11 protein-coding genes and 2 pseudogenes are annotated in these 12,415 nt (G+C 53.9%); 7 read left to right on the forward strand and 6 right to left on the reverse strand.

Annotated elements, in window-relative coordinates; genetic code table 11:
• Nucleotides 1-327: 327 nt before the first annotated feature.
• From BG910_RS11335 to gatC, 5 genes and pseudogenes are all read right to left on the reverse strand, one after another.
• Nucleotides 328-1,089, reverse strand: a pseudogene (locus tag BG910_RS11335) (DNA-methyltransferase); the annotation flags it as partial.
• Nucleotides 1,079-1,895 (reverse strand): annotated as a pseudogene (locus BG910_RS11340) (Dam family site-specific DNA-(adenine-N6)-methyltransferase). The pseudogenes BG910_RS11340 and BG910_RS11335, both read right to left, overlap by 11 nt.
• A gap of 77 nt (nt 1,896-1,972) precedes the next feature.
• Complete coding sequence (gatA, locus tag BG910_RS11345; protein WP_089036936.1) at nt 1,973-3,421, reverse strand: Asp-tRNA(Asn)/Glu-tRNA(Gln) amidotransferase subunit GatA; 1,449 nt, start codon at nt 3,419-3,421, stop codon at nt 1,973-1,975.
• A gap of 69 nt (nt 3,422-3,490) precedes the next feature.
• Nucleotides 3,491-3,781: a YciI family protein gene (locus BG910_RS11350; RefSeq protein ID WP_089036937.1), complete on the reverse strand. Its 291-nt coding sequence runs from the start codon at nt 3,779-3,781 to the stop codon at nt 3,491-3,493.
• A gap of 81 nt (nt 3,782-3,862) precedes the next feature.
• A complete protein-coding gene (gene gatC, locus BG910_RS11355; RefSeq protein WP_089036938.1) occupies nt 3,863-4,153 on the reverse strand; it encodes an Asp-tRNA(Asn)/Glu-tRNA(Gln) amidotransferase subunit GatC in 291 nt (96 codons plus the stop codon).
• A 10-nt stretch (nt 4,154-4,163) separates the two neighbouring features.
• Here gatC and BG910_RS12460 point away from each other — a divergent pair, with 10 nt between their 5' ends.
• The 7 genes from BG910_RS12460 to BG910_RS11385 are packed head-to-tail and all read left to right on the forward strand — an operon-like array spanning nt 4,164 to nt 10,705.
• Entirely contained in the window at nt 4,164-4,406 is a 243-nt protein-coding gene (locus BG910_RS12460) for a hypothetical protein (protein ID WP_123805227.1), read from the forward strand.
• A gap of 51 nt (nt 4,407-4,457) precedes the next feature.
• The gene (locus BG910_RS11360; RefSeq protein WP_089036939.1) at nt 4,458-5,495 is read left to right on the forward strand and encodes a rod shape-determining protein; all 1,038 of its coding nucleotides are present in this window, start codon (nt 4,458-4,460) and stop codon (nt 5,493-5,495) included.
• A 12-nt stretch (nt 5,496-5,507) separates the two neighbouring features.
• Nucleotides 5,508-6,356, forward strand: coding sequence for a rod shape-determining protein MreC (gene mreC / locus BG910_RS11365; RefSeq protein ID WP_089036940.1), 849 nt, complete (start codon nt 5,508-5,510; stop codon nt 6,354-6,356).
• Nucleotides 6,310-6,864: a rod shape-determining protein MreD gene (gene mreD, locus BG910_RS11370; RefSeq protein WP_232462206.1), complete on the forward strand. Its 555-nt coding sequence runs from the start codon at nt 6,310-6,312 to the stop codon at nt 6,862-6,864. Before mreC ends, mreD begins: the two co-directional genes overlap by 47 nt.
• 11 nt (nt 6,865-6,875) lie before the next feature.
• Nucleotides 6,876-8,924 carry a penicillin-binding protein 2 gene (gene mrdA, locus BG910_RS11375; RefSeq protein ID WP_089037255.1) on the forward strand — a complete coding sequence of 683 codons (2,049 nt, stop codon included), beginning with the start codon at nt 6,876-6,878 and terminating at the stop codon, nt 8,922-8,924.
• Nucleotides 8,921-10,048, forward strand: a complete 1,128-nt coding sequence (gene rodA / locus BG910_RS11380; protein ID WP_089036942.1) for a rod shape-determining protein RodA — start codon at nt 8,921-8,923, stop codon at nt 10,046-10,048. The genes mrdA and rodA overlap by 4 nt, the downstream gene beginning before the upstream one ends.
• Nucleotides 10,049-10,705 (forward strand): MarC family protein, encoded by a 657-nt coding sequence (locus BG910_RS11385; RefSeq protein ID WP_089036943.1) that lies wholly within the window; start codon nt 10,049-10,051, stop codon nt 10,703-10,705.
• 147 nt (nt 10,706-10,852) lie between these two features.
• On the opposite strand, the gene BG910_RS11390 is transcribed toward BG910_RS11385, so the two are convergent.
• Nucleotides 10,853-12,328 carry an aldehyde dehydrogenase family protein gene (locus BG910_RS11390; RefSeq protein WP_089036944.1) on the reverse strand — a complete coding sequence of 492 codons (1,476 nt, stop codon included), beginning with the start codon at nt 12,326-12,328 and terminating at the stop codon, nt 10,853-10,855.
• Nucleotides 12,329-12,415: the final 87 nt, after the last annotated feature.

Consider the following 12,415-nt stretch of genomic DNA (forward strand, 5'->3'; position numbering starts at 1 on the left):
CAGTGTATCCTTATAAGAAGGCGACTTAAACCAATCGTTCAGCACATAAACATATTCAACTTTCCAACCTAATTGATGAACTAGTTTTGTATATTGCTTACGCTTAAAATCACAGGTTTGTAATTTTTCATCAACAGATCCAGGAACATGTTGAAATTTAACCTCAATAATAAATAAAGTATCTCGAATAATGATAAATAATGCGTTATCAGGTTCTAGTTGTTTGGAAAGATGGTTTCTCCAGTCAATGTTATATGGCTCTTTAGATAGAAATCTATATAACTCTTTCTTTTTAAAACAATATGCTAGCAATTCACCATTAAATAAAATCTGATAGCCGCAACGCTCTACTCCTGTATCTCTTAATTCATAGCCTTCTATACCCATAAACGGGTCAAAAATCAAATCACCGATGCTGGAGGCTGCCTGAATGCAACGCTCAACTAAAGCCAACGGCTTTTGCGTCGGGTGTTTGCCAAAGCGTTTTTCTTCTTTACTCGGCGGAGCAATCTGCCAGACGCTTTTCATCTGCTTACCACCATTCTGCGCTTTCATCGTTGCATAGTTAAACGTATGCTTGGCTTTCTTGTTTTTCTTTGCCCACAACAGCGTTTCGGTGGAATGCGTAAAAAAACGGCAAGACAAATTCGGCGGCGGGTTGGGCTTTTCCCATGTGATGTTATTCAGCAGGTGATAACCGATGACCTGCATCAGGTAGCCTGTCAAATAAATATTGTGCTGCGTACCGCACACCCAAATCGTGCCGTTCGGTTTCAACAGCGCGTAACACAAGCGCAGCCATTCTTCGTGAAACTCCAAATCAGCGGCCAAACCCTTGGATTTGTCCCATTCGCCTTTGTTCACGGAAACCATCTGCCCGTTTTGGCAGGTAAATCCATCATTGGAAAGCAGATATGGCGGGTCGGCAAATATCATGTCGAAGCAACCGTTTGGGTGTTTATCCAAAATACGGCGCATCACGGTTAGCGCGTTTTCATTGTAGATAACCATGCCGTCTGAAATATATTTTTTCAGACAGGCATGATAAACCGCCGCGTCTTCACGCAATATGTTGAACTCATCCGCCATAGATCGCCAACAATTCGCCAACTTTTTGCCTGCTGCTGCCTTTCGCTGCAATGTTCCGCTGTACGGCAACCGTTTCCAAACGCGCATCTTTAATAGATTTGACGGGTAAATGCCGTGTCATGGTTGGAAATCAAAACGCCTTGCGACTGTTCGGAAACCCGTTTCGCCGCCTGTGCCAAACGGCTTTGGTCGTCCAAATCAAACCCGCCTTTTGCATACGCGGTAAAAGAAGCCGTTTCGCTCAACGGCACATAAGGCGGGTCGCAATACACCACGTCATCATCATTTGCCCCATCCAAGGCCGTCTGAAAATCGCCGCACAGCAATTCGATACGGTCGGATTTTCGGATAAATCCCAGCATTTCCGCTTCGGGAAAGTACGGCGCGGCATAACGCCCGAACGGTACGTTAAACCCGCCTTTGCTGTTGTAGCGGCAAAGCCCGTTAAAGGCGTGGCGGTTCAGATAAACGAACAAGGCCGAGCGTTCGGCTGCATCTTGGCTTTGATTGAATTGCTCACGCAGCGCGTAGAAACGGTTTTCCTGATTGTTTTCGGGCGTGAAAAACGAACGCGCGTAAGCGATAAATCCTTGCTTTTCCTGTTTCAATATCCGATAGAGATTGATGAGGTCGGCGTTGCTGTCGTTCAGCAGATAAGCGTCAAAATCCACAGCCAACGACAAAGCCGCCGAACCTGCAAACGGTTCAATTAAACGCTTGCGGGGTTGGCTGGGAAAGTTGTTCAATATAAACGGGACGAGCTTCGCTTTTCCACCCGCCCATTTTAAAAAGGGTTTGTTCAACATTGATGATTTAGTTGCCCTCAATGCCGTCTGAAAACTTTTTCAGACAGGCTTTTGTCGGTTTCAGACGGCCTTTCCTTTTACGCCAGCGACTTGGTATGCCAATCGCTGTTTAACTGTATCTGATGCGCCGTGCCCAAAATCCTGGCTTCGCTGAAATAGTTGCCGATAAGCTGTACGCCGATGGGCAGGCCGTCTGAACTGAAGCCTGCGGGCAGGGTCAGGGCGGGGAGGCCGGCGAGGTTGACGGCGATGGTGTAGATGTCGGACAGGTAGGCCTGCACGGGGTCGTGGTTCAGTTCGCCGAGTTTCGGCGCGGCGGTGGGGGCGGTGGGGGCGAGTATCAGGTCGCATTGTGCGAAGGCCGTCTGAAAATCGTTGGCGACGAGGCGGCGCAGCTTTTGGGCTTTCAGGTAATAGGCGTCGTAATATCCGTGGCTGAGTACATAGGTGCCGATCATGATGCGGCGTTTGACTTCGCTGCCGAAGCCTTCGGCGCGGGTGTTGGCATACATTTCGTCCAAGTCGCCGAATTTTTCCGCACGGTGGCCGTAGCGCACGCCGTCGTAGCGGGAGAGGTTGGTGCTGGCTTCGGCGGAGGCGAGGACGTAGTAGGCGGGGATGGATAGTTCGGTTTGCGGCAGGGAAACTTCCACCAGCTCGGCACCTTGCGCCTGCAACAGGGCTTTGGCGTTTTCCAAGGCCGTCTGAACGTCGGCGCTGTTGCTGGCGGTGAAGTATTCTTTGGGCAGACCGATTTTGAGGCCTTTGAGCGGGGCGTTCAGGTCACGGGTGTAGTCTTCTTTTTCGCGCTCGAGGCTGGTGGAGTCGCGTTCGTCGAAACTTGCCATGGCGTTGAGCAGGATGGCGCAGTCTTCGGCGGTTTGCGCCATCGGGCCGGCCTGGTCGAAGCTGGAGGCGTAGGCAACCATGCCGAAGCGGGACACGGTGCCGTAAGTCGGCTTGATGCCGGTGATGCCGCAATGCGAGGCGGGCTGGCGGATGGAACCGCCGGTGTCGGAACCGAGCGCGGCGGGGGCGAGGCGTGCGGCCACGACGGCTGCGGAACCGCCCGACGAGCCGCCGGGTACGTGTTCAAGGTTCCACGGGTTTTTGGCCGCGCCGTAGAACGAGGTTTCGTTGGTGGAACCCATGGCGAATTCGTCCATATTGGTGCGGCCGAGCGTTACCATGCCTGCGTCAAGCAGGTTTTGCACGACGGTGGCGGTGTAGGGCGCGACGAAGTTGTCGAGCATTTTGCTGGAACAGGCGGTGCGCCAGCCGGTTTGGCAGAAAATGTCTTTGTAGGCGACAGGGACACCGGTAAGCAGGCCGCCTTTGCCTTGTGCGATGCGCTCGTCGGCAGCGCGGGCTTCGGCCAGTGTGGCTTCGGGATTGAGGGTGATGTAGCCGTTGAGCGTGGGGTTTTGCGCGTTGATGGCATTCAGGTATTCGGTGGCCAGTTCGACGGTGGAAATTTGTTTGGACTGCAATAACTCGGAGGCTTGTTTGAGGGTGTATTGGGGCATATTCAGGCTTTCTGGAAACAGGCCGTCTGAAAAAAAACAGGGTGGCCGTTTGACGAATGTTTGATATGGTCAGATTTGTTTGTATTGCGCTAAATCCGCAGAGGTTTTGCTCGGCAGAAATTCGATGGTTTCGTATTCGGCCACGCCCGCTTGGTAAAACGGGTCTTCCGCGATGATGCGCTGCACTGCTTCGGCGTTTTCCGCGTTCATCAGAATTACGCCGCCGGTGCGCGGCTCTTTGCGGCCGGACATCAGAAATACGCCTGCGGCGTAGTAACGGTCGAGAAAATCGCGGTGGGCGGTGAGGTGTTGTTCTATTTCGGCCATCGGGCGGATGTAGTTTAGGGAAACGATAAACATGGCGGTTTTATGGCTGTCTGTTTGTCAGACGGCCTGATTGTTTATATGGATAAGGCCTTCTGAAATCTGAAAATTATTCAATTATTCTTCAATAACTTGCGGCACGATATACAGGCGGTTGCGCACTTCGGGGGCGACTGCCTGATATTCGGCGGCATGGTCGGTTTCGGTCACTTTGTCTTCGCGCAGGCGCAGGGCGACTTCGTGCGGGTGTGCCATCGGCTCGACGCCGTCGGTATCGACTTCGCGCATTTTTTCAACCAGCGCGAAAATGCCGTTTAATTCTTGCAAAGTTTGCGTTTTTTCGTCGTCGCTCAGGTGCAGGCGGGAGAGCTTGGCGAGCTTTTCGACGTCTTGTAACGATAATGTCATAAACTGTTCCTTGTCTGATAGCAAATCCAGCCTTGTTAGGGTATCATTGCGGTTTGTTTTCAGAAATTCAAGAATTATAACTGAAAACGTACAGAGCGGCATGGTTGTTTGCGGCGGCTTCAAGCAGATGCCGTCTGAAAAATATCATGAAAACTCTGAAATAACGACACAGCAAGATCTTGTCGGTGCGCCGGTTTATCTGCCTGTTTTTGTAAAGAAACGGCGGTTTGGCGGCGCGTCGGCTGCATCTTGAAATAATTCCGAATAACCCGTTTGGGCGTTTGCCCGTGTAGCAGGTAGTTTCATGTTCCGTTTTTTATCGAATTATTTTTCCAACGATATTGCCATTGATCTGGGAACGGCCAATACGTTGATTTTTGTGCGCGGGCGCGGAATCGTGCTCGACGAGCCTTCCATGGTGGCTTTGCAGGCCGGCGTTCTGGGCGGCAAAAACAGAATTGTCGCGGTTGGCATGGAAGCGAAAAAAATGCAGGGGCGCGCGCCTAAGAATATCGAAATCGTGCGCCCGATGAAAGACGGTGTGATTGCGGATTTCGAGCTGACCGAGCGTATGCTGGGCATTTTGATTAAAAAAGCCGTCGGTAAAGTGGTGGTGCCGCCGCGCATCGTGATTTGCGTGCCGGGCGGTGCGACGCCGGTCGAGCGCAAAGTGATTCGTGATTCGGCGTTTGCAGCAGGCGCTTCAAGCGTCCATTTGATTGAAGAACCGATGGCTGCGGCTTTGGGTGCGAGGCTGCCGGTTGAAGAGGCTGCGGGATCGATGATTGTGGATATCGGCGGCGGTACGACCGAAATCGGCATCTTGTCGCTGGGTGGCATGGCTTATTCGGATTCGGTGCGTGTCGGCGGTGATGCGTTTGATGAAAGCATTGTCCATTATCTGCGCCGCAACCGGGGGATCCTGATTGGCGAAGCAACGGCGGAAGAGCTGAAAAAAGAAATCGGCACGGTGTTCGGCCGTGAAGCCACGACTGCGCTGCGCATCAAAGGCCGTGATTTGGCGGAGGGAACACCGAAATCGCTGGCGGTTACTTCCGATGAAGTGCGCGAGGCTTTAAGCGAGCCGCTGAACCAGATTATCCGCGCCGTCCGCTTGGCTTTGGAGCAGGCACCGCCCGAATTGGCAGGCGATATTGCCGACCGCGGTATTATGCTGACGGGCGGCGGCGCGCTGCTGCGCGGTATCGACGGAGTGTTGGCCGATGCAACCGGGCTGCCGGTCGGTATCGCCGACGAGCCGTTAAACTGCGTGGCTTACGGCTGCGGTCAGGCGTTGGAATACATCGGCAAATGGGATGCCGTCTTTGCTGATCAGGTGTAAGGAAGCACGTTAATGGAACATTCTTCTTTGCGCTTTAACGGCGAAACAGGCGGCCGTCTGCTGATGAAGCTGGCGGCTTATTCTGCTGTGGCTGTTGTGCTGTTGATGCTCGACAGCCGTTTTTCGGCGGTGCAGACCATCCGACAAACGGTGGCCACCGTGCTTTATCCGATGCAGTGGCTGGCCAACCAGCCCGTCCGCCTGTATCAGTATGCAAACAACCTTTCCCAGTCGCAAACCGAGCTTTTGGAGCAAAACCGCGTGCTTCAAGAGGAAAACGGCCGTCTGAAAATCCGTTTGCAGCGTGACAAAGTCAATTTGAGCGAATTGAACGAGCTGAAAAAACTCTATGGTCTGCAGCAGCGCGGCATCAATAATGTGGTCGGTGCGGAAGTGATTTCCAGCGGCAAAGACCCGCTGTCGGAAAAGCTGATTATCAACAAAGGCAGCAGCGGCGGGGTAAAAGAGGGCGATACGGTTATCGACACAGACGGCCTGATCGGCAGGGTAACGCAGGTGCAACTGCAAAGCTCGGAAGTGACGCTGCTTTCAGGCGGCAACGGCATCGTGCCGGTTACGGTCGAGCGTACGGGTGAACGCAATTTGGTGTACGGCAGAGGCGGTCGGTTGGATTTGCGCTATTTTCCGGTTTCCTCTGATTTGAAGGCCAAAGATGTGCTGCTGACTTCGGGTTTGGACGACCTCTATCCCGCAGGGATTCCCGTCGCGACGGTAGAAGAAGCCGTCCGCGGTTCGGGTACACCTTACTACGCCGCCAAGCTCAAGCCGTTTGCCGCATTAAACGGCAGCCGCTTTGTCTTGGTCGTTTCCCGACACCCCCTTACCGAATCCCGCCCCTGATTTTCCTATGGACGATTACGACGACTCTTCACGCGCCGTTTCGCTGCGCGTTGTTATCATCAGCTTTATTCTGGCGATGCTGCTGGACTTCATGCCGTTTCCCTTTGATGCGTTTTTCTGGCTGCCCGAACTGACCGCGTTGGTGTTGGTTTATTGGGCCATCCACCGCCCGAAATGGGTGGGGCTGAGCGCGGCTTTTGCCGTCGGCCTGCTGGCCGATGTGGGAACGGCCTCTTCTCTGGGTCTGCACGCCCTGTCTTATACCGTGATGGTGTTTTTCATTCTGCGCCACCACCGCCAGATTACGCTGGGACATATGATTCAGATTTTGGTGGTGTTGGCGGCACTGATGTGCAACCAAGCGGTATTGGTGGTGGTGCGGCTGTTTCTCAACCATCAGATTATCACTTGGCAGAGCTTTATTTCGCCCCTTGTGGCAACGCTGCTTTGGCCGATTGTCAGCCAGTTGATGCTGACGGCAACCAATTTCCGACGCGCTTACCGTTAAGTGGACTTATGATGAAGTTTAAAGTTTCCAAACCGCGTCCCAACCGTGCCGCAGATGCGGTGCAGGCCGATTTTTTCCTGCGCCTGTTTGCGGCGTTTGCGTTTATTGTGATTTTCTTTTCCGCCCTGCTGGCACGCTTTGTCTATCTGCAAATCCAGCGCCACGACGATTTCTCGGGGCAGGCTTCGACCAACCGCATTACGCTGATCCCGACGCCGCCTGCGCGCGGCGAAATCGTCGATGTCAACGGCGTTCCTTTGGTCAGAAATTTTCCCGTGTATTCTTTGGAAGTGATTCCGAGCAAAACCGAAGTCAAGATGGATGATCTCATCAAAGACTTGGGCAAATATGTCGCTATTTCCGAAACCGATTTGCGCCGTTTCAAAAAATACCGCGCCATGTACCGCAAGTTTGAAAACATTCCGCTGAAACTGCGTCTGACCGATGAAGAAGCGGCAAAATTGTCGGTGCACCTGCATGAATTCAAAGGCGTGGAAGTCAATTCGCGCACATTCCGCGAATATCCGTTCGGTAAGCTGACGTCGCACTTCTTGGGCTACATCGGTCGCATCAGCGACCGCGACCAAGAGCATCTGACCGAAGCCAACCTGACCGCCCTTTACCGCGGCAGCACGCACATGGGCAAAGCGGGTTTGGAAAATTATTACGAACACCAGCTTCACGGTGTTCCCGGCTATCAGGAAGTGGAAAAAGACGCTTACGGCAATGTTGTGCGCGTGATGAAAAGCGTGCCGCCGAAAATGGGGCAGACCCTGCGCTTGGGTATGGACATCAGGATGCAGCTTGAAGCCGACCGCCTGCTGGGCGACCGGCGCGGCGCGATTATCGCGCTCAATCCGCAAACCGGCGACGTTTTGGCCTATGTTTCTAAGCCTTCTTTTGATCCGAATCTGTTTGTAGACGGCATCGACAGCGATACCTGGAAAGCCTTGAACGACGACTGGCAGCGCCCGCTGATCAACCGCATCACGCAGGGGCTTTATCCGCCGGGTTCGACGTTTAAACCGTTTATGGGCATGGCTTTGCTGGAGGGCGGCAAAATTACCCAGAAAACTATCGTTCCCGCACCCGGTGCGTGGAGCATTCCCGGCAGCCGCCATGTGTTCCGCGACTCGGTCAGGAGCGGCCACGGTTCGGCCAACTTGAGCAAGGCGATTCAGGTTTCTTCCGATACCTTCTTCTACCGTTTGGGCTACGAAATGGGCATCGACAAAGCCTCGCCGCTGCTGGCGCAGTTTGGCTTGGGCGAAAAAACCGGCATCGACCTGCCCAACGAATACCGCGGCGTTTTGCCGAGTCGGGCATGGAAAGAGCAGCGTTTTGCCAAATCTAAAAACGAATACGACCGCGAATGGCATGTCGGCGAAATGGTTTCGGTCAGCATCGGGCAGGGTTACAACGCCTATACCCCGCTTCAGATGGCCCACGCGACCGCTTCGCTGGCCAACGACGGCGTGGTTTACCGCCCGCATCTGGTGAAAGAAATTCTGAACTACAACACCCGCGAAATCACCCGCATCAATCCGAAACCGACGCGCAATATTCCGTTTAAGGCCGACAATTTCGAGTACGTCAAACGCGCCATGGAAAAAGTGTTGCAGCCCGGCGGTACGGCTTGGCGCATCGGTGGTGCGCCGTATTCGATGGGCGGCAAGACCGGTACGGCGCAGGTGGTGCAAATCCGTCAGGGCGCAAGCTACAATGCTTCCGCCTTGCGCGAGCAACACCGCGACCATGCGTGGTTTATCTCGTTTGCACCGGTTGAAAAGCCCGAAATCGCCATTGCCGTCTTGCTGGAAAACGGCGGCTGGGGCGCATCGGCCGCGCCGCTGGCCAGGGGGCTGACGGATTTTTATATGTTGAACGTCAAAACCAATACTTTCCCGCCCGAAATGCAGGAATTACTGAACCAATACAGTTCGGGCAAACAAAACAAGCTACCGTCTGAATCGGTTTTTCAGACGGCCTATCGGAGAAAAGTGCAGACTGCGGAGCCTCTGGCCGCATCCGCTGCCGCAGCATCGGGAGTCAAACCATGACCGAAGAAAAAAGCGTCGGTTTGCTGCAAAAAATCAAAACCGCATTGGCCGACCCGATTGACCCGTGGCTGTTTGTGCCCATGCTGGTGATTTACATCATGAGCCTGTTTCTGCTGTATTCCGCCGACGGGCAGGAATTCGGCCAGCTTGAAAACAAAACCCTGCATACCGTGTTGGGCTTTATCCTGATTTGGCTGGTTGCCCGCTTTCGGCCGACGGCGGTTTCCAAAATAGCTTTCCCGATTTATGTTATCGGCGTGCTGCTGCTGGTCGGCGTGGAAGTGGCGGGCGTAACCGTAAACGGCTCGACCCGCTGGCTTGATGTCGGTATCGGCCGTATCCAGCCGTCTGAAATCATGAAAATCGCGCTGCCGATGACCGTCGCTTGGTATTTCCAGCGCTACGAAGGCCGTCTGAAATGGTATCACTACATTGTCGCCATACTGCTGATGGCTGTGCCCGTTGCCCTGATTTTGAAACAGCCGGATTTGGGTACATCGGTTTTGATTATGGCTTCCGGCCTGTTTGTCGTCTTTTTCGCCGGTCTGCCGTGGAAAGCAATTTTTGCCGCTGTCATTGCTTTTGTCGCCGCTTTACCGACGATGTGGAACTACGGGATGCACGATTACCAAAAAGCACGCGTCTTGACCCTGCTTGACCCGACCAAAGATCCGCTCGGCGACGGCTACCACATCATTCAATCCATGATTGCCATCGGCTCGGGCGGCTTATGGGGCAAAGGCTGGCTCAACGGCTCGCAAACCCATCTCGACTACATTCCCGAAGCGACTACCGACTTTATCTTTGCCGTGTACGGCGAGGAATTCGGCTTGATCGGCAATATTTTGCTTTTAGCGGTTTACCTGATTATTTTGGCGCGCGGGCTGTATATCGCTTCCAAAGCCAAAACGCTGTACAGCCGCACGCTCGCCGGCGCGCTGACGATGACGTTTTTCTGCTATGCCTTTGTAAACATGGGCATGGTCAGCGGTATTCTGCCCGTGGTCGGCGTGCCGCTGCCGCTGGTGAGTTACGGCGGTACGGCCACGATTTCCATCATGATGCTGATAGCCTTGCTGATGGGCATTTCGGGCGAAGAACAGCAGCAGCGGAAGGAGCGGTAATTGGAATTGGGCGTTGAAATCAGTAAGCTGATACTGGCGTTTATGGTGTTGATCAACCCGTTTGGCGCGTTGTCGATTTATCTGGATCTAACCCGCAACCACAGCAGCCGCGAGCGGCGCAAAATCGCGCAGACGGCCACAATGACGGTGTTTATCGTGATTGCCGTGTTTGCCGTATCCGGCGGCGCCATACTGAAACTTCTCGGCATCAGCGTCGGTGCGTTCCAAGTCGGCGGCGGCATTTTGGTGCTGCTGATTGCCATTTCGATGATGAACGGCAACGACAACCCCGCCAAACCCGACGTCGGCACCAGCGAAGCCAACGACATCACCATTTCCGCCAAGCCCAAAGACATCAAAGCCGTTGCCGTTGTGCCGATTGCCATTCCGATGATGATCGGGCCGGGCGGCATTTCCACCGTCATCATCTATGCTTCCGCCGCCAAAAGCTATTCGGATATTATGCTGATTATCGCCGCCGGCCTGCTCATCAGCGTGATTTGTTATCTGATTTTGATGGCGTCGGCCAAAATCAGCACATGGCTCGGCGATACCGGCCTGACCATCCTCAACCGCATCATGGGTATGCTACTGGCAGCGGTTTCGGTGGAAATCATTGTTGCCGGTTTGAAAGCCATTTTCCCGCAGCTGGCTTAAACTTTAGGCTGTCTGAAAAGTAAGAATTCGGCCATCTGCCGGCAATTCCGATGCGGATTATTCGGTTGTATTCGATTTGGAATTGTTATAAAAAACAGGCCGTCTGAAATTTTCAGACGGCCTGTTTCCATCTTACACCGGAGGAAATCAATACAGACCTTCGCGCTCTTCGCGGGTGCTGATGTAGATGTTTTTCGCTTGGGTGTAGGCGGCGAGCATCATTTTGTGGGTTTCGCGGCCGATGCCGGAAGTTTTGTAGCCGCCAAACGGCGCGTGGGCAGGCAGGCGGTTGTAGCAGTTGACCCAGACGCGGCCGGTTTCCAGCGCGCGCGAAACGCGCAGGCAGCGGTTGATGTCTTTGCTCCAAACGGCGCCGCCGAGGCCGTATTCGCTGTCGTTAGCCATTTTGACGACTTCTTCTTCGGTTTTGAACTTAATCACGGTAGCCACCGGGCCGAAGATTTCTTCCTGCGATACGCGCGCGTCGTTGCTGTTTGCTTCAATCAGCGTCGGCTCGAGGAACGCGCCGCTGCCCAATGCGCCTTCGACTTTTTTACCGCCGGTGACGATGCGGCAGCCTTCCTGTTCGCCGATTTTGACGTATTTCAGGATGGTATCGAGCTGCCCCGCGTTGACTTGCGCACCCATTTGGGTATCGTCTTCCCACGGCAGACCGACTTTGACTTTTTTAAACTCTTCGGCCAGTGCGGCAACGAATTTGTCGTAAATGCCTTCCTGTACGAAAATCCGCGAGCCGGCGCAGCAGACCTGACCTTGATTGAACAAAATACCTTTTTGCGCGCCTTCGAGGGCTTTGTCAAACGGCATGTCGTCGAAGAAAATATTGGCCGATTTGCCGCCCAGTTCCAAAGTGGCCGGAATCAACATTTCTGCCGCAGCGATGCCGATGTGGCGGCCGATTTCGGTCGAGCCGGTAAACGCCAGTTTGTTGAAACCTTTGTGGTGCAGCATGTATTCGCCGGATTTGCTGCCTTTGCCGGTGATGATGTTCAACACACCTTTTGGCAGCAAGTGGTTGATTTTTTGGGAGAACGAAAGCAGACTCAAAGAAGTGGAAGAAGAGGGGTGGATGACGATGGTGCAGCCCGCCGCCAGCGCCGGCGCTATTTTCCAGGCCGCCATCAGGAAGGGGAAGTTCCACGGAATAATCTGACCGACCACGCCGATGGGTTCGCGCAGAATGATGGACAAATCCTCGCCGTCAAGCTGGGTGGCCTGACCTTCTTCGCCGCGGATAACGCCGGCAAAGTAGCGGAAATGGTCGGCCGCCAGCGGAATGTCGGCCGCGCGGGTTTCGCGGATGGGTTTGCCGTTGTCCAGCGTTTCTTGAAGCGCAAACAGCTCGGCGTTTTCGTCGATGACATCGGCGATTTTATTCAAAATCGCAGCGCGCTCGGTAACGGTGGTATTTTTCCACGTTTTAAACGCTTCCTGTGCCGCAGCAACCGCCGCATCGACGTCGGCGTTGCTGGCGTCAACGAATTTCGCCAGCTCTTCGCCGTTGGCGGGATTGTAGGAAGACATCAGCTCGCCGCCGGTTTTCCATTCGCCGTTAATCAACAAGCCGTACTCTTTGTCAAACACATTCAGATTCTTTGCCATGATGCTTCTCTCCTAAGCGGGTTTGTAGTCGGGTGTAAGCATTGCGCTTGACTTGCAGGATAGTCCCGTTTATTTGCAAATTCAAGA

The sequence above is a fragment of the Neisseria chenwenguii genome, assembly GCF_002216145.1.
In the GTDB taxonomy this organism is placed as follows: Bacteria; Pseudomonadota; Gammaproteobacteria; order Burkholderiales; family Neisseriaceae; genus Neisseria; species Neisseria chenwenguii.

Excerpts from the sequence above, each read along its gene's own strand:
- gatA (WP_089036936.1), bottom strand. The coding sequence starts at position 3,421 with ATGCCCCAATACACCCTCAAACAAGCCTCCGAGTTATTGCAGTCCAAA.
- BG910_RS11350 (WP_089036937.1), bottom strand. The coding sequence starts at position 3,781 with ATGTTTATCGTTTCCCTAAACTACATCCGCCCGATGGCCGAAATAGAA.
- gatC (WP_089036938.1), bottom strand. The coding sequence starts at position 4,153 with ATGACATTATCGTTACAAGACGTCGAAAAGCTCGCCAAGCTCTCCCGC.
- BG910_RS11360 (WP_089036939.1), top strand. The coding sequence starts at position 4,458 with ATGTTCCGTTTTTTATCGAATTATTTTTCCAACGATATTGCCATTGAT.
- mreC (WP_089036940.1), top strand. The coding sequence starts at position 5,508 with ATGGAACATTCTTCTTTGCGCTTTAACGGCGAAACAGGCGGCCGTCTG.
- mrdA (WP_089037255.1), top strand. The coding sequence starts at position 6,876 with ATGAAGTTTAAAGTTTCCAAACCGCGTCCCAACCGTGCCGCAGATGCG.
- rodA (WP_089036942.1), top strand. The coding sequence starts at position 8,921 with ATGACCGAAGAAAAAAGCGTCGGTTTGCTGCAAAAAATCAAAACCGCA.
- BG910_RS11390 (WP_089036944.1), bottom strand. The coding sequence starts at position 12,328 with ATGGCAAAGAATCTGAATGTGTTTGACAAAGAGTACGGCTTGTTGATT.